This is a genomic window from Methylotenera sp. (assembly GCF_013141425.1).
Lineage (GTDB): Bacteria > Pseudomonadota > Gammaproteobacteria > Burkholderiales > Methylophilaceae > Methylotenera.
Genome location: NZ_JABFRA010000061.1, coordinates 1 through 25,445, shown reverse-complemented (window position 1 = coordinate 25,445; position 25,445 = coordinate 1). Strand labels below are relative to the sequence as shown.

25 protein-coding genes and 1 pseudogene are annotated in these 25,445 nt (G+C 43.5%); 4 read left to right on the top strand and 22 right to left on the bottom strand.

Annotated elements, in window-relative coordinates:
* Window positions 1-5: 5 nt before the first annotated feature.
* The 20 genes from HOO90_RS05200 to galE all read right to left on the bottom strand — a co-directional run bounded on the left by HOO90_RS05200 (window position 6) and on the right by galE (window position 21,009).
* On the bottom strand, window positions 6-1,355 hold the full coding sequence (locus HOO90_RS05200) for a lytic murein transglycosylase (protein ID WP_292840324.1): 1,350 nt from the start codon (window positions 1,353-1,355) through the stop codon (window positions 6-8).
* Window positions 1,356-1,393: 38 nt separating this feature from the next.
* A complete protein-coding gene (locus HOO90_RS05195; RefSeq protein WP_292840321.1) occupies window positions 1,394-2,260 on the bottom strand; it encodes an SDR family oxidoreductase in 867 nt (288 codons plus the stop codon).
* Between the two features lie 5 nt (window positions 2,261-2,265).
* Window positions 2,266-2,853: an NUDIX hydrolase gene (locus HOO90_RS05190; RefSeq protein WP_292840318.1), complete on the bottom strand. Its 588-nt coding sequence runs from the start codon at window positions 2,851-2,853 to the stop codon at window positions 2,266-2,268.
* A gap of 14 nt (window positions 2,854-2,867) precedes the next feature.
* Complete coding sequence (locus HOO90_RS05185; RefSeq protein ID WP_292840315.1) at window positions 2,868-3,725, bottom strand: neutral zinc metallopeptidase; 858 nt, start codon at window positions 3,723-3,725, stop codon at window positions 2,868-2,870.
* 191 nt (window positions 3,726-3,916) lie between these two features.
* Complete coding sequence (gene nuoN, locus HOO90_RS05180) at window positions 3,917-5,371, bottom strand: NADH-quinone oxidoreductase subunit NuoN (RefSeq protein ID WP_292840312.1); 1,455 nt, start codon at window positions 5,369-5,371, stop codon at window positions 3,917-3,919.
* A 3-nt stretch (window positions 5,372-5,374) separates the two neighbouring features.
* A complete protein-coding gene (locus HOO90_RS05175) occupies window positions 5,375-6,886 on the bottom strand; it encodes an NADH-quinone oxidoreductase subunit M (protein WP_292840310.1) in 1,512 nt (503 codons plus the stop codon).
* A gap of 18 nt (window positions 6,887-6,904) precedes the next feature.
* Window positions 6,905-8,923 carry an NADH-quinone oxidoreductase subunit L gene (gene nuoL, locus HOO90_RS05170; protein ID WP_292840307.1) on the bottom strand — a complete coding sequence of 673 codons (2,019 nt, stop codon included), beginning with the start codon at window positions 8,921-8,923 and terminating at the stop codon, window positions 6,905-6,907.
* 7 nt (window positions 8,924-8,930) lie between these two features.
* Window positions 8,931-9,236 carry an NADH-quinone oxidoreductase subunit NuoK gene (gene nuoK / locus HOO90_RS05165; RefSeq protein WP_292840303.1) on the bottom strand — a complete coding sequence of 102 codons (306 nt, stop codon included), beginning with the start codon at window positions 9,234-9,236 and terminating at the stop codon, window positions 8,931-8,933.
* Window positions 9,236-9,904: an NADH-quinone oxidoreductase subunit J gene (locus tag HOO90_RS05160; protein WP_292840300.1), complete on the bottom strand. Its 669-nt coding sequence runs from the start codon at window positions 9,902-9,904 to the stop codon at window positions 9,236-9,238. Before HOO90_RS05160 ends, nuoK begins: the two co-directional genes overlap by 1 nt.
* Before the next feature lie 29 nt (window positions 9,905-9,933).
* The gene (nuoI, locus tag HOO90_RS05155; RefSeq protein WP_292840297.1) at window positions 9,934-10,425 is read right to left on the bottom strand and encodes an NADH-quinone oxidoreductase subunit NuoI; all 492 of its coding nucleotides are present in this window, start codon (window positions 10,423-10,425) and stop codon (window positions 9,934-9,936) included.
* Between the two features lie 31 nt (window positions 10,426-10,456).
* Window positions 10,457-11,518 carry an NADH-quinone oxidoreductase subunit NuoH gene (nuoH, locus tag HOO90_RS05150; RefSeq protein WP_292840294.1) on the bottom strand — a complete coding sequence of 354 codons (1,062 nt, stop codon included), beginning with the start codon at window positions 11,516-11,518 and terminating at the stop codon, window positions 10,457-10,459.
* A complete protein-coding gene (gene nuoG / locus HOO90_RS05145) occupies window positions 11,518-13,953 on the bottom strand; it encodes an NADH-quinone oxidoreductase subunit NuoG (protein WP_292840291.1) in 2,436 nt (811 codons plus the stop codon). The genes nuoH and nuoG overlap by 1 nt, the downstream gene beginning before the upstream one ends.
* Window positions 13,947-15,284: an NADH-quinone oxidoreductase subunit NuoF gene (gene nuoF, locus HOO90_RS05140; protein WP_292840288.1), complete on the bottom strand. Its 1,338-nt coding sequence runs from the start codon at window positions 15,282-15,284 to the stop codon at window positions 13,947-13,949. Before nuoF ends, nuoG begins: the two co-directional genes overlap by 7 nt.
* Window positions 15,284-15,757: an NADH-quinone oxidoreductase subunit NuoE gene (nuoE, locus tag HOO90_RS05135; protein WP_292840285.1), complete on the bottom strand. Its 474-nt coding sequence runs from the start codon at window positions 15,755-15,757 to the stop codon at window positions 15,284-15,286. Before nuoE ends, nuoF begins: the two co-directional genes overlap by 1 nt.
* Before the next feature lie 17 nt (window positions 15,758-15,774).
* Window positions 15,775-17,028: an NADH-quinone oxidoreductase subunit D gene (locus tag HOO90_RS05130; protein ID WP_292840281.1), complete on the bottom strand. Its 1,254-nt coding sequence runs from the start codon at window positions 17,026-17,028 to the stop codon at window positions 15,775-15,777.
* Complete coding sequence (locus HOO90_RS05125; RefSeq protein WP_292840278.1) at window positions 17,021-17,617, bottom strand: NADH-quinone oxidoreductase subunit C; 597 nt, start codon at window positions 17,615-17,617, stop codon at window positions 17,021-17,023. Before HOO90_RS05125 ends, HOO90_RS05130 begins: the two co-directional genes overlap by 8 nt.
* A 4-nt stretch (window positions 17,618-17,621) precedes the next feature.
* Window positions 17,622-18,098, bottom strand: coding sequence for an NADH-quinone oxidoreductase subunit B family protein (locus tag HOO90_RS05120; protein WP_013148459.1), 477 nt, complete (start codon window positions 18,096-18,098; stop codon window positions 17,622-17,624).
* A gap of 43 nt (window positions 18,099-18,141) precedes the next feature.
* Window positions 18,142-18,498, bottom strand: coding sequence for an NADH-quinone oxidoreductase subunit A (locus HOO90_RS05115; RefSeq protein ID WP_292840271.1), 357 nt, complete (start codon window positions 18,496-18,498; stop codon window positions 18,142-18,144).
* A gap of 352 nt (window positions 18,499-18,850) precedes the next feature.
* Window positions 18,851-19,963 carry an NDP-sugar synthase gene (locus tag HOO90_RS05110; RefSeq protein ID WP_292840269.1) on the bottom strand — a complete coding sequence of 371 codons (1,113 nt, stop codon included), beginning with the start codon at window positions 19,961-19,963 and terminating at the stop codon, window positions 18,851-18,853.
* A gap of 68 nt (window positions 19,964-20,031) precedes the next feature.
* Window positions 20,032-21,009, bottom strand: a complete 978-nt coding sequence (gene galE, locus HOO90_RS05105) for a UDP-glucose 4-epimerase GalE (protein ID WP_292840267.1) — start codon at window positions 21,007-21,009, stop codon at window positions 20,032-20,034.
* A gap of 369 nt (window positions 21,010-21,378) precedes the next feature.
* On the opposite strand from galE, the gene HOO90_RS05100 reads away from it, so the two are divergent.
* The 4 genes from HOO90_RS05100 to gmhB are packed head-to-tail and all read left to right on the top strand — an operon-like array spanning window position 21,379 to window position 24,276.
* On the top strand, window positions 21,379-22,419 hold the full coding sequence (locus HOO90_RS05100; protein WP_292840265.1) for a dehydrogenase: 1,041 nt from the start codon (window positions 21,379-21,381) through the stop codon (window positions 22,417-22,419).
* Window positions 22,416-22,997 carry a D-sedoheptulose 7-phosphate isomerase gene (locus HOO90_RS05095; protein ID WP_292840263.1) on the top strand — a complete coding sequence of 194 codons (582 nt, stop codon included), beginning with the start codon at window positions 22,416-22,418 and terminating at the stop codon, window positions 22,995-22,997. The genes HOO90_RS05100 and HOO90_RS05095 overlap by 4 nt, the downstream gene beginning before the upstream one ends.
* On the top strand, window positions 22,997-23,704 hold the full coding sequence (locus HOO90_RS05090; protein ID WP_292840261.1) for a nucleotidyltransferase family protein: 708 nt from the start codon (window positions 22,997-22,999) through the stop codon (window positions 23,702-23,704). Before HOO90_RS05095 ends, HOO90_RS05090 begins: the two co-directional genes overlap by 1 nt.
* Window positions 23,701-24,276: a D-glycero-beta-D-manno-heptose 1,7-bisphosphate 7-phosphatase gene (gene gmhB / locus HOO90_RS05085; RefSeq protein ID WP_292840259.1), complete on the top strand. Its 576-nt coding sequence runs from the start codon at window positions 23,701-23,703 to the stop codon at window positions 24,274-24,276. Before HOO90_RS05090 ends, gmhB begins: the two co-directional genes overlap by 4 nt.
* Here the strand turns inward: gmhB and HOO90_RS05080 are convergent.
* Together HOO90_RS05080 and HOO90_RS05075 are read right to left on the bottom strand one after the other, a co-directional pair.
* On the bottom strand, window positions 24,266-25,045 hold the full coding sequence (locus tag HOO90_RS05080) for a WecB/TagA/CpsF family glycosyltransferase (RefSeq protein ID WP_292840257.1): 780 nt from the start codon (window positions 25,043-25,045) through the stop codon (window positions 24,266-24,268). The two genes, gmhB and HOO90_RS05080, sit on opposite strands and share 11 nt — an antisense overlap.
* Before the next feature lie 41 nt (window positions 25,046-25,086).
* Window positions 25,087-25,445 (bottom strand): annotated as a pseudogene (locus HOO90_RS05075) (glycosyl transferase); the annotation flags it as partial.

The window sequence follows — 25,445 nt, the reverse complement described above, 5'->3', positions numbered from 1 at the left end:
CAATACTATTGTTCTTGTAGCGTTAAAGCTGGATGTACTTTTTTAGAAATTAGCTTCAAATAATTAAATATATTGGGGCTGGCATAGCCGTCTGCGGGCAATCGCTGTGAAGTTTGAAACGCGCGGACGGCTTCTTGAGTCCGCACACCAGGAAAGCCATCTGCATCACCAGCATCAAAACCTTGGGCATTCAGTTCGACCTGCAAGGCTTTCATTTGCTGAAAAGATAAGGCGCCGATTTCGGCAAATTGCCCACCTCGAATTGGCGGCTCACCACTCAGGCGCTTAGCCAGTTGAACAACGGATAGCGCATAGTTCACCGAGCGGTTCCAATCCATAACCGCGTCAAAATTATCAAACACCATAAAGGCTGGGCCACGCCAACCTTGTGGCAAAACAATAGCAGCATGGCCTGCAACTATAGGTAAAGCTGAGCTTGTTTCGCTTTTTGAATTAACGGGGATGTCATTTTTGACTTCAACGTTATAGTTAATCGACCTTAATTTGCTATTGATTTTTTTAGAAATTAATTTTTTAGCAGGTGAACGCACTTGTGCAAAACTTCCACCAACTTTTGACGGACTGATATGGGCTGAAATCACACCTAATCTAGCCCATTCCTCTAGCGGCTTTCTTAAGTTGAGTTGTGCATTTTGCCAAGCAAAATCTTCCGGCAATTGCACTTCTAACATTGCGGGTTCGCCTTTGCGCCAACCGACTTGCGATAAATAATTGGCCGCAGATGAAAATGCATCGGGGACGGAGTTTACTAGATCGATTTTTCCGTCTCCGTCACCATCTACAGCGTAAGTCATAAAGGTACTTGGCATAAATTGCATATGACCGAACGCCCCAGCCCAAGAGCCCTCAAAGTCCTCAATTTCTGCATGACCTGCGTCTATCATACGCATCGCATCGAATAGCTGATTACGAAAAAAAATGGAACGTCGCCCATCGTAAGCTAAGGTTACCAAAGCAGATAGCGTATCAACATTGCCTTGAAAGCGACCATAATTGGTTTCCATACCCCAAAATGCCACTAACATGGTTTGCGGAACACCATACTGCGCCTCGACCTTATTAAGCAACTCTTTGTGCTTGATGAGCATTTCTTGGCCGCGTCTAATTTTAGTCACATCAACATGGCGCTGATAATAATCAAGAAATGGACTGACGAATTCAGGCTGAGAGCGATCCAGATTTATAACGTTAGGTAATAGCTCTACATGATAGATTGTTTCGGTTACCGTTTTTTCAGTAATACCAACACGCATCGCATCTTGTTTAAGTGCTTCTGCCCAGGAAGCAAAATCCTCGTTTGCAAATGCAATGTTTGCAAAAAAACTAAAAGACATAAGAAAACAAGGAGTGATAAACTTCATAACCAGATCAATTAATTTTGCGATGTATTAATTTCCGCCAACAGTGCCTGATAACCGCTCGCATAGTCAGGATAGCGCAAGCTAAAGCTACTATCAAGCATAGCCTGATTGCTTAATCGTTTACCATCTTCAATAGGAGGTGGGTTACTTTCTATCTTAATCTGCATTTTATTTGCAATCCAAGTTAAGACCTCATACTGGCTACTTGGTTTTGAATCGGTAACAATATAACAAGCTTTTATTGCAGCATCCGCCAACACTTGCTGTGTTAGAAACACCATAAAAGCTGCTGCATCATCACGGTGAATGCGGTTCGTCCAGCTATCTTGTGTGGGCCATTTTTCAGGCGATCTGGCTAAATTAATCATGCGCAGGCGCCCTGGGCCATAAATACCAGAAAGCCTTAATATCGTGGTATTGACTAATTTTTGCGAATCGTTAAGTAGTTTACTAAGTAAATTCTCAGCCTCGAGCAAACGCTCGCCACCAAAATCACTTGGTTTGGCTAAAGTCTGCTCATTTAAAAGCAAATCGGTTTTTTGACCGTACACACGAGTGCTGGAAACAAAGAACACATGCTTCAGCTTTAAATTGTTAGTTTGCGTCGCCAATACATTATGCAAACCATCCACATAATGAGTTTTATATTGCACATCCGTCTGACCATTAGCCGCGACACAGTAAATTAGGACTTCCGGGTTAATGGCAATAAGTAAGCTTAGGCTTGATGGTTGCGTAACATCTGCTTGAATAATGGTCACGCCATCAATAGCCTCCTTACTGCGCCTTAGGCCAAGAGTTTCTATACCTAAAATAGATAGCTGCTTTGCAACCTCACCGCCTAAATCTCCACAACCAACAATCAGGACTTTAGCCATGACAATTAGCCATCACATTGCAATTGCGTTTGCAATTCTGGATTCAGCGCCAAATATTTTTCTGCTAAAAACAAGGCAATGATGGTTTTTCCATCGGTGATTTTGCCACTTTGTATCTGCGTTAAACAATTGTTCAGGGAATCTTGGAAGACCAATAATGATTCATCTTCGTCGCGCTGATGCGTGCCCGCCACTAGGCCATGCGCTAGATAAATGTGGATTACTTCATTGGAATAGCCAATACAAGGATGCTGCAACCCCAATTTAACCCAATGACTCGCAGTGTAGCCTGTCTCTTCTAGCAATTCACGTTGCCCTGTTACCAGCACATCTTCATCGGGATCGATCTTGCCCGCGGGCAATTCGATAAATACCTGACGCAATGGATAACGAAATTGTTTTTCAAGCACAATATGGCCATTGGGTAAAATAGGTACGACCAATACTGCACCAGGATGAGTAACATACTCACGTACACTGGAATTTCCATTTGGCAGTCGAACCTGATCAGATTTAACGGTTAGCATTCCCCCAGCAGCAATCGTTTGCGAACTAAGGCAATGCTCAATTAAATCATCCTCTGAGATTAGCATCAATTAACCCTATTTTAAATGGATACCGTACTGAATGTATCGCACTTACCAATATCACCGCTACTCAACCCCTGATTAAACCAGCGCATACGCTGCTGCGAAGTGCCGTGTGTAAAGCTATCAGGTACAGCATAGCCTTGCGCCTGCTTTTGCAAAGCATCGTCACCAATCGCTGCCGCAGCAGTCATGGCTTCTTCTATATCGCCTTGTTCTAGAATGCGATTTGCACCATCGGCATGATTTGCCCATACCCCTGCATAACAATCTGCTTGCAGTTCTAAGCGCACTGAATATTGATTCGCTTGTGCTTCATTTCGAGCACTCTGGCGGGCTTGCTGCACTTTGTCGGAGGTTCCCATCAGATGTTGAATATGATGCCCCACCTCATGCGCAATCACATAGGCTTGAGCAAAATCACCAGGCGCATTGAAGCGATTTTTCATTTCATCATAAAAGGCTAAATCGATATAAACCTTTTGGTCCCCTGGACAGTAAAATGGGCCCATGGCTGATTGACCTGTGCCACAGGCTGTAGGTGTTGCACCTCTAAACAGTACTAATGTTGGTGCAGGGTATTGCAGACCAGCGTTTTGAAAAATCTTGGCCCAAGTATCCTCGGTGCTACCGAGCACTTTGGCGACAAATTTTGCATCGGTGTCATTGGCTGGAATAGCTTGCGCCTCGACAGGCGCCTCTTGTTGCAAGCCCTGCCCTATATTAAGTACCACCGAGGGGTCAACACCGAAATACATTGCGACTAAAGCAATAGCGATCGTGCCTAAGCCAATACCTTTGGCGCCAACAGGCATTCTGCCGCCACTACCGCGTCTATCTTCCACATTACTACTTTCACGTTCATCATCTAAGCGCATGATTGGCCTTTAGTTTTAAGAGGTTTAGTGTGTTGATATTTTGCAGGACAAGCAAAAATATACAAGTATTATTTTGCATATTTTTGTTGTGAATTGACCCAGATATAGCCAAACAGTGGCTTTAGAATAGGGAAATTACGATTGTTTACATAACAAGTAAAAGTAACTTGCCAAGCAAGTTGAGGGTGAAACTAGTTTAAACTTTTACCGATGGCGTATAGGCATAATTCCATCAAGCTTTGTGGCATAATACCAATAGCTAACAACCCTAGCGCATTGAAACCTAGCACAATGCGCATATCCATCGGTGCCTGAATTGGATGATGATCTAAAGGTTCGTCAAAATACATCAGTTTGATAATGCGTAAATAGTAGAATGCTCCGACAACCGCCATAAGCACGGCAAACACCACTACCCACAAAAATCCTGCCTGCAATGCAGCTTGCAAAACACTAAATTTGGCATAGAACCCTAATGTAGGCGGCACCCCTGCCATGCTAAACATCACAATCAGCATCAAAAATGCATGCCAGGGACTACGTTGATTCAGCCCTTTTAAATCATCCAATTTATCGGCTTCAAAACCTTTGCGAGACAGCAATAAAATCATGCCAAAGCCGGCTAAAGTCATGAATACATAGCTGGCAATATAAAACATGGCAGAATTAAACCCGTTGATACTCGCGCTCATTAGGCCCAGCAACACAAAGCCCACGTGGGAAATTGTAGAGTAAGCCAGCATACGTTTTAAGTTGGTTTGTGCGATAGCTGTAACGTTACCGATAAAAATCGATAACACCGCCATAATCACTAGCATTTGCTGCCATTCCACTACAAGCGAATGTACGCCTAAACCTTGCACCAATAAGCGAATCACTAAGGCAAAGGCGGCTAATTTAGGCACGGAGCTGATTAATATGGTGACTGCAGTTGGCGAGCCTTCGTAAACATCAGGCAGCCACATTTGAAACGGTACTGCGCCTAGTTTAAATGCTAAGCCCGCAACAATAAACACCAAACCTAGCACAAGGACTGACTGTATATTTCCATCCGTATTCAAGGCATGGTTGATATCGGCGATATTCAGGCTACCCGTCATGCCATAAATCATACTCATGCCATACAACAGCAAACCAGAAGCCAAAGCACCTAATACAAAGTACTTCATAGCGGCCTCGGTTGCTTTTGCATTGTCGCGGTCTAAAGCAACTAAAGCGTAAAGACTCAGTGACAGCAACTCTAAGCCAATGTACAACGTTAGCATGTGCTGGCCTGAGACCATTATCATCATGCCAACCACAGAGAACAACACTAAAGCATAAAATTCGCCACGAAACATGTTCCGTAACTGGAGGTATTGTCGGCTATAAACAAATATTAACGAGGTACCTAGGTAAATCATCAGTTTGAGCACGTCGGCCATCGCATCATCGACGAATGTACCTGAGAACGCATACCCTACACCTTGTGCATGCGTGCTAACTGTTAAATAGGCGGCAGTTAATAGTGTTACTTGCGCTAACACATAAATCGTAATCCGATTGCTCGGCTTGAGAAACAAATCAGCCAATAGAATAAACATCGCCATACAGACAATGACGATTTCAGGTAAGGCAGTAATGAGGTCGTAACGTATATTTTCCATGTCTTATAGACCTGATGGCAAACCTGCGGGGAGCTTGCTTTGCGCTAATTGTGAAAGAAGTTGCGTAACCGTTGCATTGGTCATATCGGTAAGCGGCTGTGGGTAAACACCTAAGGCCAATACCAGCAGGGCCAATAACGCTAATATCAGAAATTCACGTTTGTTTAAATCTTTTAGTGCAGCGACTTTTTCATTAGCCACTTCACCATAAAATACGCGTTTCACCATCCACAAGGTATAAGCGGCACCAAAAATAAGTGTTAACGAGGCTAGAAATGCAAACCAAAAATTAACCTGAATTGCTCCCAATATCACCATAAATTCACCAACAAACCCAGAGGTACCTGGCAGTCCGCTATTGGCCATGGCAAACAATACTGCAAATGCCGCAAACACTGGCATCGTATTTGCTACGCCGCCATAAGATTCGATTTGGCGACTATGTACACGGTCGTAGAGAACACCTACAGACAAGAACATGGCCGCAGATATAAAGCCGTGCGAAACCATTTGTACGATTGCGCCTTCGAGGCCGAGATTGTTGAAAATAAAGAAGCCTAATGTAACAAAGCCCATGTGCGAGATAGACGAATAAGCAATTAGCTTTTTCATGTCTTTTTGAACCAATGCGACTAAAGCAATATAAACAATCGCAATCAACGACAAGGCAATCATGAAACCCGATAGAGAATGTGCTGCATCAGGTGCGATTGGCATGGCAAAGCGTAGAAAGCTATATCCGCCCAACTTTAGCGCAATGGCAGCCAATACAACCGAACCGCCAGTAGGTGCTTCCACGTGGGCATCTGGAAGCCAAGTATGTACAGGCCACATCGGAATCTTGACTGCAAACGCTGCAAAAAAAGCCAAGAAAATCAGCACCTGCACATTGAGCGGGATTTGTAACTTGTAATAATCAGCGATGTCAAAGCTACCGGTTTGAAAATACAGGTAGATAAATGCTACCAACATCAGTAATGAACCAAGTAGCGTATATAAAAAGAATTTAACCGTGGCATAAACGCGATTAGGACCACCCCAAATACCAATGATTAAAAACATTGGAATCAGCATCGCCTCCCAAAACACATAATACAAAATGGCATCCAAAGCACTGAACACACCAATCATAAGGCCACTCATAATGAGAAACGACGCCATGTATTGTGCCACGCGCTTCTCAATCACTTCCCAAGCCGAAATAATCACAATCACAGTAGTAAAACTGGTCAATAATATTAAGGGCACCGCAATGCCATCTGCACCTAATTGGTAATGGATATTAAAGGCAGGAATCCAGCGAGAGAATTCTTGGAACTGAAATCCGCCTTCGGCAAAATTGAAGTGCGTATACAAAGGAATAGTGACAAGAAAACTGACGATACTACCTAACAAAGCTAACCAACGGGTCGTATCAGGCTTGTTATCATTGCCTGTGGCAAGCACCACCAGCCCCGCCAGCACTGGCACCCAGATGGCAAAGCTTAAAACATGCAGGAAAAAGTAATCAACCATTTTCTTTTTATACTTTTCTTAAAATTTAAACGAGTAGAACGACAACATAAAAAATACGCCAATAATCATGGCAAATGCATAATGATAAATCAGTCCAGTTTGCAGTTTACGCACCACACCAGAGAGTTTGCCAATAAGATTGGCTGTACCATTCACCAAGGCACCATCGATAATCTTCACATCGCCAATTTGCCAAAGTTTATTCCCAATAAAACGTGAACCTGCCGCAAATACACGTTCATTAAAACTATCAAAGCCGTATTTGTTCTCAAGAATTTTATTGATGGTTGAGAATCTATTTTGAATAGCTGCTGGAATATCTGGACGCTTCATGTAAAATAAGTAAGCCAAGCCAACACCAGATGCAGCTAAAACAAAAGGTAAGGTCAGTAAACCATGTAAAGACATGCCAGTGGCAGAATGATAAATTGTGTGCCAATGATGTGTTAACACATGCATCGCGGGATGAGCGGCTGTATCAATAGTAATCACACCTTTAAAGAAGTTGCCAAACAGCATTGGCTCAATAGCAAAATAACCAATGGCTAATGAAGGAATCGCCAATAAAATCAAAGGCAACTTAATCACCCAGCCTGGTTCGTGCGGGTCATCATTAAGACCTAAGCCATGGTGGTGTCCGTGGTCATCATGATGTGCGTCGTGTTTAACTACACGCCACTTTTCACTACCGTGGAATACCAAGAAGTACAGTCGGAAGCTATAAAACGCCGTGACGAATACGCCAGCCAATACAGCAAAGTAGGCGAAACCACTGCCAGTGAGCGTAGAGGCTTTAGCCGCTTCAATAATGCTATCTTTTGAATAGAATCCAGATAAGAATGGCGTACCAATCAAGGCTAAAGATCCAATGAGTGAAGTAATCCAAGTCACAGGCATGTATTTTTTCAAGTTGCCCATGTTCCGTATGTCTTGGTCATGGTGCATACCCATAATCACAGAACCTGCGCCTAAGAACAGCAAGGCCTTAAAAAAAGCATGAGTCATCAAGTGGAATATCGCTACCGAATAGGCTGATGCACCAAGCGCAACCGTCATATACCCAAGTTGTGACAAGGTAGAATAGGCCACTACACGTTTGATATCGTTTTGAATGATACCCAAAAAGCCCATAAAGAGTGCGGTGATGCTACCGATAATCAGCACAAATGAAAGTGCAGTTGAGGATAATTCAAACAAAGGTGACATGCGTGCCACCATAAAGATACCCGCCGTTACCATTGTTGCCGCGTGAATCAAGGCTGAAATTGGTGTTGGGCCTTCCATAGAGTCAGGCAACCATACATGCAAGGGCACTTGCGCTGACTTACCCATTGCGCCAATGAACAACAGGATACAGGTCACCGTCATTAATGACCATTGTGCGTTACCAATTAAATTGATTTGCACATCCGCCATTTGTGGTGCAACGGAGAACACCGCTGCGTAATCTAAGCTACCAAAATGGAACAGCACCAAACCTATGCCAAGTAAGAAACCAAAGTCACCAACACGGTTCACCAAGAAGGCTTTTAAGTTCGCATATATAGCCGTTGGGCGTGTATACCAGAAGCCAATCAACAGGTAAGAAACCAAACCAACGGCTTCCCAACCAAAGAACAATTGCATGAAATTGTTTGACATCACCAACATCAACATGGAGAAAGTAAACAATGAAATATAGCTAAAAAAGCGCGCGTAGCCTTTGTCTTCGGCCATATAACCGATGGTATAAATATGCACCATCAGTGAAACAAAAGTCACAACGACCATCATCATGGCAGACAGGCGATCGATTAAGAAGCCAATTTCAAATGAAAAATTTCCGCTTTTTAACCAAGAGTAAACGGTTTCATTATATGGCGCGGCAGTCATTGAATCATTAAGCACAATGACGGACAGCACGAATGAGGCACCAACCCCTAATATGGTGACCACATGTGCGGCTGCGCGCGGTAATTGCTTACCAAACAAGCCAATTACTATGGCCGCAAACAATGGCAGCAATGGTATAGCGAGATAAATTTGTTGCATTGTCATTCTTTCGCTACCCTTTTAATCTATCTAAATCGTCTACGTTAATAGTCCGTAGATTTCTGAACAATACGACCAAGATGGCCAAGCCAATGGCAGATTCAGCCGCAGCTACTGTGAGAATAAAGAACACAAATACCTGACCTGCAATATCATGTAAATAATGTGAGAAGGCAATAAAATTAAGGTTAACAGCTAACAGCATTAACTCGATCGCCATCAAAATAATGATGACATTTTTACGGTTTAAAAAGATGCCAATCACGCTAATTGCAAACAGTAGCGCACCTAAAATAAGGTAATGGGATAAACCGACCATTACTGGCCCTCCTTGCTATTCGTTGGTGCTTCACCTGAACTTACTTCGGCTTTTTCAACCACGGCTGCCATCTTAATGATGCGAAGTCGATCTGTCTTTTTCACTAGCACTTGTTTGGAAGGATCAACCGATTTGCTTTCTTTTCTGTCTCTCAAGGTCAAGGCAATGGCCGCAACAATAGCCACCAACAACACCACAGAAGCTAATTCAAAAGGTAATAAGTAATCGGTATAAAGTACACGGCCTAACTCTGCCGTATTACTGTAATCAGCGGCACGGGCAGGAGGGGCTAAAATTTTATCGGCACCAAAATTACGCACACCGACTATCAACACCATTTCAACTGCCATCAAACCACCCACTGGCAAAGCGATTGGTAGTGCATTCCAAAAGCCTTCTCGCAACTTATCTAAATTAATATCCAGCATCATTACCACGAATAAAAACAGCACCATCACTGCACCGACGTAAACCAGCACCAGCGCAATCGCCAAGAATTCAGCTTCGAGTAGCAACCAGACACCCGCCGCGGTAAAAAATGCCAGAACAAGATACAAGGCCGCATACACAGGATTACGTGTGGTAATGACGCGCAACGCGGCATAGAGCAAAATAGCTGCCAAGGTATAAAAAACGATGTCTTGGAAATGTAAGCCAAAAAAGGTCATATTGATTCGGTTCTACCTAAATGATTTCGCTATCTAAAAGATTTATCTAGTGCACGATCTGCAGCAATTTGCTTCTCATGTTTATCACCAACTGCAAGCAACATTTCTTTGGTATAAAGCAAGTCACCGCGTTGTTCACCGTGGTAATCAAATACGCGCGTTTCAACAATTGAGTCAACCGGGCAAGATTCCTCGCACATGCCACAAAAAATACATTTAGTCAGGTCAATATCGTAGCGTGTGGTGCGGCGCGTATTATCTTCCCGTTGTTCCGATTCAATGGTAATGGCCATGGCTGGACAAACTGCTTCACACAATTTACAAGCAATGCAACGCTCTTCACCATTTGGGTAGCGGCGCAAAGCATGCAAACCACGGAATCGATTTGATTGAGGCGTTACCTCTTCAGGATATTGCACGGTAATTTTAGGTGCAAAGAAATAACGGCCAGTAAGCGCCATGCCCTTTAGCAGTTCTACGAGCATTAAGCTCGATAATATATTTTTAATTTTAGTAATCATAAAATTTTGGTAATAATTTTGGCGCCATCTTTTAGTGGAATAAGTAAGCCCACGGTGTTTGCATCATACCGCCAACAAACACAATCCAAACAATGGTAATTGGTATAAATACTTTCCAGCCTAAACGCATAATTTGGTCGTAGCGGTATCTTGGGAATGTTGCTCTAAACCATAAAAAGAAGAACAAGAAGAAAACAACTTTTCCTAACAGCCATGGAAGGCCATCTGCTAGCGGCCTAAATCCAAAAACTACAATGTCATTCATAAATTGGAATGGTGCTAACCAGCCACCCAAGAACATAATCGCAGCAAGCATTGAAACCAGAATCATATTGGCGTATTCCGCTAAGAAAAATACCGCAAATGACATGCCCGAATACTCCACATGGAAACCCGCAACGATTTCGGATTCCCCCTCCGCTACGTCAAACGGCGCACGGTTGGTTTCAGCCACTGCACTAATAAAATAAACGATAAACAAAGGGAATAATGGTAAGAAATACCAATGCTGCACCCCGCCTGCTTGACCCAACACAATCTGACCTAGATTCAATGAGTTTGCACACATCAACACGCCTACTAAAGCAAAACCCATTGCAATTTCATACGACACGATCTGTGCCGCAGAACGCATAGCACCTAAAAAAGCATACTTGGAATTCGATGCCCAACCCGCAATAATCACACCATAAACCGCCACTGAAGTCATGGCTAATATATACAGCAAACCTGCATTCACATCCGCCAGAACGAGAGTTGCATCAAAAGGCACCACCGCCCAAGCCGCAAAGGCAGGGGCAATCGCTAAAACAGGCGCGAGTAAAAACAAGCCTTTATTTGAAGCGGTTGGCACTACGATTTCTTTGAATAACAGCTTTAAGCCGTCCGCAATCGGCTGCAGCAAGCCAAAATAACCGACACGATTTGGGCCAATACGTACCTGCATGTAGCCAATCACTTTACGTTCGGCGAGTGTCAGATAGGCAATAGCCCCCATCAAAGGCGCAACGATAGCAACAATCTTAAGCAAGGTCCAAACTGTCAGTTGCACGGCAGGCCAGTAACTACCAAATAAATTTGCTAACCATTCCATTAAAGGCGCGCCTCCCTAGCAATGGCTTCACGGGTAGTCGCTTGATCTGGGGATGTTTTTTCAATGGTAATATCACCCATTAAATCACCCAAGCCAATGGTGTCTTCATGCGCTGCAGCAACACGTACACAACCTTTGGCAACGTGATTATCAAGTTTAACCCTCAGCACTGCACTGCCCTTATCTTGTTTAGCCAGTACATAATCGCCATCAATTAAGCCCAACTCCGTTAACTGTGTTGCACACATGCGCGCCATTGGTTTAATGTTGTATTTGGTTTTTTGTAGCGGTGCGGAACGACGTACAATCGGATCTGATTCATACTGCGGCACTTCGCCGATACGTTGCAAGCCGTCATGTTTAATATTGACCTGAATCTCAACCAATTCTCGCAAATTATTGTTCAGGCTACGCCACACCACTGCAGAAGGTTTATCCCCAGCAAAAATGGCGTCTTTCACTTGTTCACTTGTTTCAAAATCAAATCCTTGCAAGCCCAAAGTATTCGCTAACACACGCAATACTTTCCAAGCGGGGCGACATTCACCCAATGGTCGAGTAACCGCGGTAAAGCTTTGCACGCGGCCTTCCATGCTCATAAAAGTACCAGAAGTCTCGGTAAATGGCGCAATCGGCAGCAAGACATCCGCATTTTCTAGCGCTTGTGACTTAAATGCGGTCAATGCGACCACACATTCGGATTTCTCCATCGCTGCTTTAGCTAAAGCAGCATGCTGGCAATCTAATTCTGGCTCAATATTCAGCAATAAATAAGCTTTACGTGGTACTTCAAGCATCGCACGCGCATGCATCCCATTGCTGCTTGGCATCACGCCCATCAAATGCATGCCTGTACTATTCGCTGCAGCCGGTAAAATCCCACCTTTCGCTCCTGAAATCCCGCCAATGGCTTCTGCCATACTGTACATTTCAGTAAAGCGCGGATCACTTAAGGCCATATTGCCTAAGAAAATGCCGACTTTAGGTGAAATTAAATCATAGTCTTTGCCATGGCCCGCCATACTTTCAGCAATGGCTTGTGTATTGGGTCGCACTTTGATTTCTGCGAGTAAATCGGTAAGCGAACGCGGTAAGGAAAGCGAAAGTTTTTGTAAACCAGACATCGCTTTCAATATTTGCCCCAGCACATTGACCATGTCGTTAGGGCGCACAATCACTTTATGCGCAATATCCATTAATGGATTGTTATCCAGCGGACTAATGATAGAAAGCTGCGCACCATTGGCCACTGCCTTACGAAAACGTTGTGCGAGCAAGGGATGTTCATTACGCAAGTTTGAACCAATGATCAAAATACGATCCAGAGATTCAATTTCCTGAATGTTACAACCCATCCAAGGCGTACCGAGCCGTTTCCCGTCTAATCTAAAATCAGTTTGACGCAAACGGTAATCGACATTGCCGCATCCCAAGCTATTTGCCAACTTTTTGGCCAAATAGCCTTCTTCCATCGTGCTGTTTGGCGATACCAATACGCCTAGCGCATCTGCACCATGTTCATTGGTAATATCTTTAATTTGTCCTGCCGCAAATTCGAGCGCCGTTTTCCAGTCAGTTTCAACCCAATTGCCTCTGTGTTTAATCATCGGTACTTTGAGGCGATCTGGGCTATTCAAACCTTCGTAAGAAAAACGATCGCGGTCAGAAAGCCAGCATTCATTGATACTTTCTTTTTCACGCGGCAATACACGCATGACTTTGTTATCTTTGACATGCACTTCAATGTGCGAACCCAAACTGTCATGCGGCGCAATACTTGGGCGACGTGTCAGCTCCCAACTTCGTGCAGAGTAACGGAATGGCTTGCTGGTCAATGCGCCAACTGGGCATAAATCAATAATGTTGCCGGATAATTCAGAGTTCACACTCTTATCCACATACGCAGTAATTTCCGCATGCTCGCCACGGCCTACCATGCCCAGCTCCATGATGCCACCGACTTCTTGCAGGAAACGTACACAACGCGTGCATTGAATACAACGCGTCATGTCTGTGCTGACTAACGGCCCAATATTTTTGTTAAAAACAACACGTTTTTCTTCCGTATAGCGTGAACCACTAGTGCCATAAGCCACCGCAATATCCTGCAAATCACACTCGCCACCTTGATCGCAAATCGGGCAATCCAGCGGATGGTTAATTAACAAGAACTCCATCACACTTTTCTGCGCTTCAATCGCAGATTTTGAGCGTGTGAAAATCTTCATGCCATCGGCTACTGGCGTTGCGCAAGCTGGTAGTGGCTTATTGAATTTTTCAACCTGCACCAGGCACATGCGGCAGTTAGCTGCAACAGACAATTTAGGATGGTAGCAAAAACGCGGTATAGCAATACCGGCCTTATCTGCGGCATCAATAATAGTGCTACCGTGCTCGACTTCGAGTTCTTTGCCATCTATTTCAATATTTAACATTTTTGACTTTCCACCATGCTCTTGCCATGTTGAATATAGTATTCAAACTCTGGTCTAAAATGTTTGATAAAGCTCAACACAGGCGTAGCTGCCGCTTCACCTAAGGCACAAATGGTACGCCCTGCAATGTTGTTACTAATATCGGTGAGCAAATCTAAATCTTCCATTTTGCCTTTGCCATTCACAATGCGGTCGATCACACGATATACCCAGCCTGTGCCTTCGCGGCATGGCGTGCATTGACCACAACTTTCTTCATAGAAAAAATAAGACAAACGATGCAAAGCTTTCACCATACAAGTGGTTTCATCCATCACAATCATTGAACCCGCACCTAAACTAGAACGTGCTTTACTTAAACCGTCATAGTCCATCGTTGCAGCCATAATTGCTTCTGCAGTCATCACTGGTGTTGAAGGGCCACCTGGAATTACCGCTTTTAACTTGCGGCCTTTCCAAACACCACCTGCAAGCGCTAATAGCTCATTAAACGGTGTACCCATTTTCACTTCATAATTACCCGGCTTTTCAACATGCCCAGATACTGAGAAAAGCTTTGTACCGCCTGAGTTAAGTACACCTAAATCAGCAAAAGCCTGACCGCCATTTTCCAATATCCAAGGGATAGAAGTGTAACTCTCAGTATTATTTACATTTGTCGGCTTACCGAACACACCGTAACTTGCTGGGAATGGTGGTTTAAAGCGTGGCTGACCTTTTTTACCTTCAATTGACTCAATCAGCGCAGTTTCTTCACCACAAATATAGGCGCCGTAACCATGCACTGCATATAAATCAAAGCTGAAATTAGTACCTAAAATATTTTCACCTAAATAACCAGCCGCCTTTGCTTCATGTAGAGCTGCCTCAAAGGTTTCGAAGTCCTGCCAAATCTCACCGTGAATATAGTTATATCCTACACGGGCACCCAATGTGTAAGCGGCAATGGCCATGCCTTCGATCAACTGATGTGGATTGTAACGAATAATGTCACGATCTTTAAAAGTGCCAGGCTCACCTTCATCGGTATTACAAACCAGATACTTTGTGCCATCAAAGTAACGTGGCATAAAGCTCCATTTAAGCCCGGTTGGGAAGCCAGCACCACCACGTCCACGCAAACCTGAATTTTTAACTTCGGTAATAATGTCAGTCGCTTTAACTTTTTCAGTCACAATACGTTTTAAAGCAGAATAGCCACCGATTTTGATGTAGGTTTCTAATGCGGCTGGATTTTCCTCCGTAAGCGTACGGAGACAAAGTAATGTTTGACCTTTTAAGTCAGTCATTACAGGGGCTTTTATCGTTAATTTTGCCTTTTTGGTCGCCATTACTTTAACTCTTCCAAAATCGCATCCACTTTTTCAGTGGTTAAAAATTCATGCATCTGCGTATTGTTCACATGTAGCAAAGGTGCGCCACCACAGCAACCCATGCATTCGCCCTCTTTAAGGCAGAATTTACCATCAGGCGTAACTTCATTAAAACCAACGCCTAACTTAGATTTCAAATGATCAACTATCACATCGCTATCGCGCAACATGCAGGAAATATTGGTACATACCGTGATTTTGTATTTTCCAACAGGTGACAAATCATACATATTGTAAAAAGTCGCCACTTCCATGGCTGCAATTTCTGGCATGCCTAGATATTGCGCAACTTCAGAAATGCTCTCATTTGAAAGCCAGCCGCGCTCTGTTTGAACAATGCGTAAAGCACTCATCACCGCCGCTTGGCGCTGATCCGCTGGGTATTTCGTCAGCTCGTAATCAATTTTTTCAATGGCTTGTGGACTTAACATTTTTATCTATCAGACTTTTATCTATCAATTTCGCCGAAAACAATATCCTGCGTACCAATAATTGCGACCAAGTCAGCAATCATGTGGCCGCGCGTCATTTCGTCTAATGCTGCTAAATGGGCAAAACCCGGAGCGCGAATTTTCAGGCGATACGGTTTATTAGCACCATCAGACACCATGTAAATACCGAACTCACCTTTTGGATGCTCAACCGCTGCATAAGCCTCACCTGCTGGCACGTGAAAACCTTCAGTAAACAGCTTGAAGTGGTGAATCAAATCTTCCATGTTGCTCTTCATGCCTTCGCGATCAGGCGGAGCGACTTTGTTATCAGTAGCAATCACTGGGCCGGGATTTTTACGCAACCAATCGACACACTGTTTGATGATGCGATTCGATTGCCTAAATTCTTCCATACGTACCAAGTAACGGTCGTAACAATCGCCATTAACACCCACTGGAATATCAAAATCTAAATTTGCATAGACTTCATACGGTTGTTTTTTACGCAAATCCCATTCAATGCCTGAGCCTCGTAACATTGGGCCTGTCATACCTAACGCCAAAGCACGTTCAGGTGTCACTACACCAATACCCACGGTACGTTGCTTCCAAATACGGTTATCGGTTAGCAAGGTTTCGTACTCATCGACATACTTAGGAAAACGATTGGTGAAATCTTCAATAAAATCCAGCAAGGAACCTTGGCGGTTCTCATTTTGCTTGCCAACAGTCTTAGCGTTACGCAACGGTGAAACAGCATATTGCGGCATGTGGTTTGGTAAATCACGATACACACCACCTGGGCGGTAATACGCGGCATGCATACGCGCACCAGAAACGGCTTCGTAGCAATCAAACAAGTCTTCACGTTCGCGGAAGGCGTATAAGAACACTGTCATCGCACCGACATCCAGCGCATGCGCACCAATCCATAACAAGTGATTTAACACACGAGTAATCTCATCGAACATCACACGTATATATTGTGCGCGAATCGGCACATCGATGCCCATCATCTTTTCAATGGCCATCACGTAGGCATGTTCATTGGACATCATGGACACATAATCCAAACGATCCATGTACGGAATCGATTGCAAGTAAGTACGATTTTCAGCGAGCTTTTCGGTACCACGGTGTAGCAAGCCAATATGCGGGTCTGCACGCTGAATCACTTCACCATCCAACTCCAGCACCAAACGCAATACGCCGTGCGCCGCAGGGTGCTGCGGGCCAAAGTTCATGGTGTAATTACGAATTTCAGCCATGGTGCGCCCCTTCGCTTCTAATCACGCGCGGCACATTATTACGCTGGTCAATGGATACTGGCTGATAAATCACGCGCTGCTGTTCGGGGTCGTAACGCATTTCAACAGTACCAATCATCGGGAAATCTTTACGGAACGGATGGCCAACAAAGCCATAATCGGTGAGCAATCTGCGTAAATCGGGGTGGTTCTCAAACATAATGCCGAATAAATCAAAGGCTTCGCGCTCAAACCAATTGGCCACTGGCCAAGTTTCAACCAAAGTTGGCAATATCGGAAAATCTTCATCTTGCGCGAAAACGCGTAAACGCACACGCTGATTAAGTGAAACAGATAACAAGTGATTAACCACAGCGTAACGCAAACCTTCATAAGCGCCATCGCCATAAGCTTGATAATCCACGCCACTTAAATCGATTAACTGTTCAAATTTTAAAGCGCTGTCGTCACGCAAAATCTGGCACACATTTAAATAATCTGCCGCCTTACATTCAATAGTTATTTCACCAAACTCAACAATAGACTTGGATATTTTGTCGCCCAGCGATGCTTGCAAGCTTGTTAATAATTGCTCTAATTTAGTGGCCATGTCGTTAGCGCGCTATCGTATTGGTACGTTTAATTTTATTTTGCAGCTGAATGATGCCGTAGAGCAAGGCCTCAGCTGTTGGTGGGCAACCTGGCACGTAAACATCCACGGGCACAATGCGATCACATCCGCGTACTACCGCATAAGAATAATGGTAATAACCACCACCGTTTGCACAAGAACCCATTGAGATTACCCAACGCGGCTCTGCCATTTGATCGTAAACTTTACGCAGGGCTGGCGCCATTTTATTAACCAACGTACCCGCTACTATCATTACATCCGATTGACGTGGACTGCCACGAAACACAATGCCAAAACGGTCTAAATCGTAACGTGACGCACCCGCGTGCATCATCTCTACCGCGCAACAGGCCAAACCAAAAGTCATCGGCCACATTGAACCAGTGCGGGTATAATTAATCACCGTATCCAGCGTTGTGGTCACAAATCCTTTTTCTAAAATACCTTCAATACTCATGACTGACTTAGTCTCACTCTAAGGTTTAATGCCGCTTTTAGGTTTAATCCCATTCTAGGGCGCCCTTCATCCACTCGTAAATAAAACCGATGACCAACACACCTAAAAATATCATCATGGCAATAAAACCAAACAGGCCAATTTCTTGAAGCACGACAGCCCATGGGAACAAGAAAGCAATTTCTAAATCGAACAATATGAATAAAATAGCAACTAAATAATAGCGCACATCAAACTTCATGCGGGCATCTTCAAACGCCTCAAAACCACATTCATAAGGGGAATTTTTTGCAGAATCAGGCTTATGCGGCGAAACCAGCAAGCCTAATACAAGAGGGCCGACGCCGACAGCTAAGCCCACGAGGATAAACATCAATATCGGAAAGTAATTTTCTAACACTTACTAGCCCCAAACCTAATCTCTAAATACCAACTTCTAAAAATACCAAGCACTAAAAATATCCAGTTCTAAAAACCTAAACAGGCCATATTTTCAGCATCGTCCAGCATTTTCACACACCCGTTGCGGCATATTGATGACAAACACCCGTAGAATAATCGCTTAATTCAACAGTTTAAATTCTTCAATCTTCGCAACGGCGTAATTGTAACCTAATACCGATAAGCCTTACTACAGGCTTATGACTAATTTACTGCCGTTTTTATGAATAAAGCGATTTTAAATAACAAGGCAATAAATCAATTTGATTAGTATCAACCGAGTAGCATTGTGTTTTTATTCGAGAATTTTGTTATGCCCGCGAATCGCCCCAGCGGTGCGTGCAACGCTCATCACCAATATAATAGGTTTCACCCGCTCTATCCACACAATACGTTGGCGAAACAATCATCTCCGAAACCTCTGTATTCGCATTGATGCGCGTGTACTCAAACAGAATGGAGCGAATGACTTTTGCATTTTTTCGAATATGCGAACCATGCGAAATCCAGCAAGGGCCAATAATCTCAGCCCCTGCATCAATTTGCGTGCTGGAGTCAATGTAAACAGGGCCTTCAATCTTAACGTTGTCCCAATCGATTTTTGTGTTTAGGCCAACCCAAATGCCGGGTTTAACCTCCTTGCCTGGCATCTCCATGTAACTAATCTCCCCCTTCATTACGCGCTGCAGCACTTCCCAGTAATCTGAAATACGGCCAATGTCGATCCAGTGATAAAAACGCCGTTGCGCATAAAATGGCAAGCCTTTTTCCACCAAAAGTGGAAACAGCTGACTGCCAATATCAAATGTTTCCCCTGGCGGAATTAAATCAATCGCCTCAGGTTCAAAAAAGTAAATTCCCGTGCTGGCTAAATTCGAACGCGCCTCACTGGGTTGCGGTTTCTCTTGAAACGAAATCACACGCCCTTCAGAATCGGTTTCCACAATACCATAATTACTCACTTCAGAATTTGGCACTTCCATGGTCACAATGCTCACCATGGCTTTTTTTTGCTTATGCTCAAACAGCGCAGCCCCAATATCCAAATCAATCAGCGCATCGCCGCACATCACAATGGTTGTTTGGTCAAAAAAACCACCAAAATCTTGAATATGGCGAATACCACCCGCTGAACCACGCGGTTTAGCCACCAAGTCGCCATGGTCATATTTACCTTCGTAGGAATAGCCGATTTGCACACCAAAACGTTGACCATTACCAAAATAATGCTCAATCTTCTTATTCAGGTGTGCCACGTTAATCATAATTTCTTTCACACCATGCCGCGCAAGGTGCTCAATCAAATATTCCAGCACCGGCTTGCCTAAAATCGGAATCATCGGCTTTGGCATATCCTTCGTCAGTGGACGCACGCGCGTGCCCTGCCCCGCGGCTAGAATCATGCCTTTTAATCTAATTGCCATTGTATGTATTTCCTTTAACTCTTTATGTTTTTGAAATAAAATTTCAAACTAATTAAATACTAAATCAATCACAAGGGCTTAAACTTAGTTTCCCAAGCCCAAGCATGCGCCACAATCGCTTCCAAATCATCGAACACTGGCTTCCAGCCTAACTGAGCACGCGCTCGCGTAGCATCTGCCACCAGGCGCGCTGGGTCACCCGCACGACGGGGGCCGTCAACCACCTTCACCTTGCGACCTGTCACTTTTTCCACAGTATCAATCACCTGCTGTACGGAAAACCCCGCACCATTGCCAAGGTTAAAGCGTTCACTCACACCACCGTTCACTAAATACTGCAAGGCCAGCAGGTGCGCTGAACAAAGGTCAACAATATGAATGTAGTCACGCACACAAGTGCCATCAGGCGTATCATAATCACGCCCAAACACCTGAATTTCGGTACGTCGACCTGAAGCCGCCTGCAAAATCAAAGGCACTAAATGGGTTTCTGGGTCATGACGCTCACCCAACTGCCCTTCAGGGTCTGCCCCTGCCGCGTTGAAATAGCGTAAACATACAGACTTCAAGCCAAATGCCAAATCATAATCCGCTAAAACCTGCTCCACCATCCATTTAGAGCGACCATAAGGATTCACTGGCCTATTCGGGTGCGCTTCATCAATCGGCACATAATCTGGCTCGCCAAACACCGCCGCGGTAGATGAAAAGATAAAATGCTTCACACCATGAGTCACCATGGCATCTAACAAATTAAGCGTATTTGAAAAATTATTGCGGTAATAAATATCAGGCCGACGCACAGATTCACCCACTTGGATAAACGAAGCAAAATGCATCACTGCTTGCGGTTTGTACTCTGTAAATACTTTATCTAACGCCTCAGTATCAGCTAAATCGCCATACACAAACTCACCACCCAGCACCGCATCCCGATGGCCACCAGAAAGGTTATCAAACGTCACCACCGCATGCCCGTTAGCCAAGAGCATTTTTACCATGTGTGAACCGATATAACCTGCACCACCAACTACTAAAACTTTCATTTACATCCTATCCAGAAGGAAATTTCATTCAATATATTTTAATAAAATTACAAAAGACTAAAAATAATTGCTATTAGTTGATAGGTACGAAATTACGTACAAATATGATTCAGCTATATTATAAAGCAAATCGAATTAAACTACTTGTCAGAGTTGACTTACAAAGTTAAAGTGTAAATTGAATATATTTTAATTTCCCATCAGAATCTTACTCTATCCGCACCAGTTAAAATCTTTCATATAATTATAGTTAGTACCAAAATGTTACAATACCAACTTATTTAATACTAATTTTTTGAATAAATTTTCCTTAAATTTAAACACAAATTAAAGAAATACTTTTTAAGCTAATCACCCAATGAGAATTGAATGAACAAAGACACCTCAACCATTAGAGCAAGAGCACCATTAAGACTAGGACTAGCTGGGGGTGGAACGGATGTATCTCCATATTCCGATGATTTTGGTGGTTTAGTTTTAAATGTAACTATAGACAAATATGCCTATGCCACCATAGTACGTCGCTCAGATGACCATATAGAATTTATCGCCGCTGATAATAATAATAGATGGTTTGGAAAAATGTCCAATCAGCTAGAGCGAGTTTCAGGGCTTGATTTGCACGTCGGTGTATACAATCGGATAGTTAAAGATTTCAATAATAACAAACCTCTCTCAATATCTGTCATCACACACTCTGAGGCGCCTCCAGGTTCAGGTTTAGGTTCATCCTCAACAATGGTTGTTGCCTTAGTGCAAGCGTTTTGCGAGCTCTTATCCTTACCGCTTGGTGAGTATGAAATCGCTCAACTTGCCTATCATATTGAACGAAATGACTTAGGCTTAACTGGTGGTAAACAAGATCAGTACGCCGCCACATTTGGCGGCTTGAACTTTATGGAGTTCTACAAAGACCGGGTGATTGTAAATCCACTTCGAATTAAAGCGCATATTAAGGCAGAACTTGAATCTTCATTAGTACTTTTTTATACAGGAGTTACTAGGGAATCAGCAAAAATTATTGATGAACAAACTAAAAATGTAAAAACTGGACATCAAAAGTATATAGACGCATTGCATGGCGTAAAAGCAGAAGCACAAAGTATGAAAGAAGCTATTTTAAAAGCGGATTTCGAAGGCTTTGCTAAATCGATGCAGTTGGGCTGGGCCTCAAAAAAGAATATGGCTGAAAGTATCACTAATCCATTAATTGATGAAATTTATAATGCTGCTATTGCTGCTGGGGCAAAGTCTGGTAAGGTTTCTGGCGCTGGTGGTGGTGGCTTTATGATGTTTTTTGTCGATCCAGCTCAGCGCCCTTACGTCATGCGTGCTCTTTCCAAATTCGAAGGACAAGTATCCACCTGCAACTTCACAGACACAGGCACCCAATCATGGAGAATAGGATGAGAACTTTTATCAATAATGAAATAGATAAGGCTATCAGCGTATTTTCAAACATACGCACAAACGAAGATATTCTTGCTAAGGCTGAAGTTTGTGTGGGAGAAATTTGCGCCGCCCTGAATAACGGCAACAAAATTTTACTTGCTGGAAACGGCGGCAGTGCTGCGGATGCACAACATATTGCTGGCGAATTTGTGAGCCGATTCAATTATGACAGACCCGGATTAGCTGCTTTTGCTCTTACTGTAGACACCTCAATCTTAACTGCCATAGGTAATGATTATGGCTACGAAATGCTGTTTGCAAGACAGATACAAGCCACCAGTCGCCCAGGCGATATTTTCTGGGCATACTCAACTTCTGGAAAATCACCCAACATAATTACCGCCATGAGAACTGCCAAGCAGTTAGGCCTAAAGGTGATTGGCTTTACAGGCAAAAATGGCTGGAGCCAACCCGATCTTTGCGATTTCTCAATTGAGATTCCTTCTACCGAAACACCAAAAATCCAAGAAGGGCACCTACTCCTTGGGCACATTATCTGCGGCTTAGTAGAGCTTAGAATGTTTCCTCGCACATGATGTTACCAGTTCTTGTTCTGGCTGGCGGCTTTGGCACACGGCTTAAAAGTGTAGTGCCTGATCTACCCAAACCTCTTGCAGATATTAGCGGAAAACCTTTTCTGTGGTGGCTATTGAGTCATTTAGAAAATGAAGGGGCTAAAGACGTATATCTTTCAGTTGGTTACCTGCACGAGCATATTCAGAGTTTTTTTGGACATAGGTTCAATAAAATGAATCTGCACTACATTGTTGAAACAGAGCCTTTAGGCACTGGTGGTGCCATTAAAAACGCTTGTCAAAAAATTCCTGAGCCGCAGATATTAGTTTTGAACGGTGACACCCTTGCTATGGCTGACCTAAATCAGTTCATAGACTTTGCATCTGCCTATAACTCCAAACTGTTTATGGCGGTAGCAAAAGTAGAAAATGCCAGCCGATACGGCACCGTCATAAAGAATGAGACCAACCAAATCACCGGCTTTGCAGAAAAGGGTAAATTAGGGTCAGGTTTAATAAACGCAGGTATCTACTTAGTCGATAAATCTATATTTGACGAATTTGAGTTACCACCCAGATTCTCGTTCGAAGTTAACCTTTTAACTCAGTTTTTACCCCAACTCAATCTGATTGCATACGACAATGTAACCGACTTTATCGATATTGGCATTCCAGAAGATTATGCATTGGGTCAACAAAAAGTCCCCGCCATGGTCAATAAAACATGAAGGAATCACCCGCGCTTTTTCTAGATCGCGATGGCGTCATCAACATCAATAAAGGCTACGTTCATAAAGTAAAAGACTGTGAATTTATCGATGGGATATTTGGTTTAGTTAAACGCGCCAATCAGCTTGGCTACAAAGTCATCATCGTTACCAATCAAGCTGGCATTGCACGAGGGTACTACTCAGAAGCTACATTCTTGAGTTTCAGTGAATGGATGAGAAAAGAGTTTAAGCAACACCAAGCTATCATTGACGATATCTATTTTTGTCCGCATCATCCAGAACATGGCATTGGTGAATATCACACAAATTGTAATTGCAGAAAACCCGCACCAGGTATGCTGATAACAGCACAAAAAAAACACCATATTGATATGGAAAAATCAGTCTTAGTGGGCGATAGCCTATCTGACATAGAGGCAGCACAGGCAGCTAACGTGAAGCATTGCTTTCTTTTGAACTCAAACTCTTCCAATGGTGAAGTTAATAATGAAACTCAAACCGCCAACCACCTAAACTTCTTCACAGTCTCATCACTCGATGAAATTAATTTAGCCCAACTTAACGCCTAAGCATCCATTCCTTCCAAACTAACCTTGGAAAAACCAAGGCATCACTAGTATAGCGTTTAACTAATCGCCTCGGCTCGGTCACCATACGATAAAACCACTCCATGCCAATATGGCTAATCCATTTAGGAGCACGCGGTTTATTACCAGCTAAAAAGTCTATCGTTGCCCCAGCACAAATGGCAATTTTCACTGGGAGTTTACTTGCGTACTGGTTCACCCAAGTCGCTTGTTTTGGCGCACCGAGTCCGATCAGCAAAAAATCCGCTTGACTAGCGCTAATCAATTGGCAAATACGCTCACACTCAGCTGCATCTTTTTCAAACCCAAACGGCGGGCTATATAAGCCAGATACTTTTACATGCTGATAAGTACGTTCAATGTTTTGCGTAGCTACCTCCGCTACACCAGGCATCGCCCCTAACAGAAATACCTTTAGCTCATGTTGCGCCTCATCGTTAAAACGCTGAAAAATAGCGGGCACTAAATCGCTACCCGTTACTGTACCTGGAATATCTTCACCAAACATTCTGGCAGCAAGCACAACGGGCTTGCCATCTGCAACCACCATGGACGCATGTGAAAAAGCTTCACGATACGCCGCGTTTTTACTTAACAATACAACGCAATTCACATTAGGTGTCACCACAAATTTACAGTTACGTTCATCGCCCTTTATCCATGAACTCAGCGAATCAACCGCTTCCGCCATGGTTAATGGGTTAATTGTCACCCCAAAAATATGAATCTTTTTTTCAATCAAATTTGCCATAGTTTGTCTTTATTAATAATTTTTACTGGAATCAAATGCGTTTAAGAATCGCGCTTTGACCGCACCCACTCTGATTGGCGCTTGTATAAAAATTTCACATACAAGGGGATTTTTGCAAGCACGTAGAATGGCGCCATCATCAAGGTGTTAAACGACAAAATTGATCGCCCAAATTTCAACCAGGCTAACATCACGGCAGCGCCAACCAGTAATAAAAAGACAACTGGCAACAACCATGGAAATAGTTGCTGGGTGAATACGCTCAAAGTAACGCCCAAGCCACACAAGCCCACAATAATTAATATAAGAAGTGCCAGTGGTGGCACACACATATCTAAAGCGATGGCTAACATTTTTAAATTGAGATGTTTAATACTTTGCCCTATTAAAAAAGGCCCTT

Coding starts and splice junctions, on each gene's coding strand:
- HOO90_RS05200 (WP_292840324.1), bottom strand. CDS start 1,355: ATGTCTTTTAGTTTTTTTGCAAACATTGCATTTGCAAACGAGGATTTT.
- HOO90_RS05160 (WP_292840300.1), bottom strand. CDS start 9,904: ATGACCTTTTTTGGCTTACATTTCCAAGACATCGTTTTTTATACCTTG.
- HOO90_RS05125 (WP_292840278.1), bottom strand. CDS start 17,617: ATGGCCACTAAATTAGAGCAATTATTAACAAGCTTGCAAGCATCGCTG.
- nuoH (WP_292840294.1), bottom strand. CDS start 11,518: ATGGAATGGTTAGCAAATTTATTTGGTAGTTACTGGCCTGCCGTGCAA.
- HOO90_RS05090 (WP_292840261.1), top strand. CDS start 22,997: ATGTTACCAGTTCTTGTTCTGGCTGGCGGCTTTGGCACACGGCTTAAA.
- HOO90_RS05120 (WP_013148459.1), bottom strand. CDS start 18,098: ATGAGTATTGAAGGTATTTTAGAAAAAGGATTTGTGACCACAACGCTG.
- HOO90_RS05100 (WP_292840265.1), top strand. CDS start 21,379: ATGAACAAAGACACCTCAACCATTAGAGCAAGAGCACCATTAAGACTA.
- HOO90_RS05095 (WP_292840263.1), top strand. CDS start 22,416: ATGAGAACTTTTATCAATAATGAAATAGATAAGGCTATCAGCGTATTT.
- nuoI (WP_292840297.1), bottom strand. CDS start 10,425: ATGATTACTAAAATTAAAAATATATTATCGAGCTTAATGCTCGTAGAA.
- HOO90_RS05185 (WP_292840315.1), bottom strand. CDS start 3,725: ATGCGCTTAGATGATGAACGTGAAAGTAGTAATGTGGAAGATAGACGC.
- galE (WP_292840267.1), bottom strand. CDS start 21,009: ATGAAAGTTTTAGTAGTTGGTGGTGCAGGTTATATCGGTTCACACATG.
- nuoK (WP_292840303.1), bottom strand. CDS start 9,236: ATGGTCGGTTTATCCCATTACCTTATTTTAGGTGCGCTACTGTTTGCA.
- nuoG (WP_292840291.1), bottom strand. CDS start 13,953: ATGTTAAATATTGAAATAGATGGCAAAGAACTCGAAGTCGAGCACGGT.
- nuoE (WP_292840285.1), bottom strand. CDS start 15,757: ATGTTAAGTCCACAAGCCATTGAAAAAATTGATTACGAGCTGACGAAA.
- gmhB (WP_292840259.1), top strand. CDS start 23,701: ATGAAGGAATCACCCGCGCTTTTTCTAGATCGCGATGGCGTCATCAAC.
- nuoL (WP_292840307.1), bottom strand. CDS start 8,923: ATGACAATGCAACAAATTTATCTCGCTATACCATTGCTGCCATTGTTT.
- nuoF (WP_292840288.1), bottom strand. CDS start 15,284: ATGGCGACCAAAAAGGCAAAATTAACGATAAAAGCCCCTGTAATGACT.
- HOO90_RS05080 (WP_292840257.1), bottom strand. CDS start 25,045: ATGGCAAATTTGATTGAAAAAAAGATTCATATTTTTGGGGTGACAATT.
- HOO90_RS05130 (WP_292840281.1), bottom strand. CDS start 17,028: ATGGCTGAAATTCGTAATTACACCATGAACTTTGGCCCGCAGCACCCT.
- HOO90_RS05190 (WP_292840318.1), bottom strand. CDS start 2,853: ATGCTAATCTCAGAGGATGATTTAATTGAGCATTGCCTTAGTTCGCAA.
- nuoN (WP_292840312.1), bottom strand. CDS start 5,371: ATGGAAAATATACGTTACGACCTCATTACTGCCTTACCTGAAATCGTC.
- HOO90_RS05195 (WP_292840321.1), bottom strand. CDS start 2,260: ATGGCTAAAGTCCTGATTGTTGGTTGTGGAGATTTAGGCGGTGAGGTT.
- HOO90_RS05110 (WP_292840269.1), bottom strand. CDS start 19,963: ATGGCAATTAGATTAAAAGGCATGATTCTAGCCGCGGGGCAGGGCACG.
- HOO90_RS05175 (WP_292840310.1), bottom strand. CDS start 6,886: ATGGTTGATTACTTTTTCCTGCATGTTTTAAGCTTTGCCATCTGGGTG.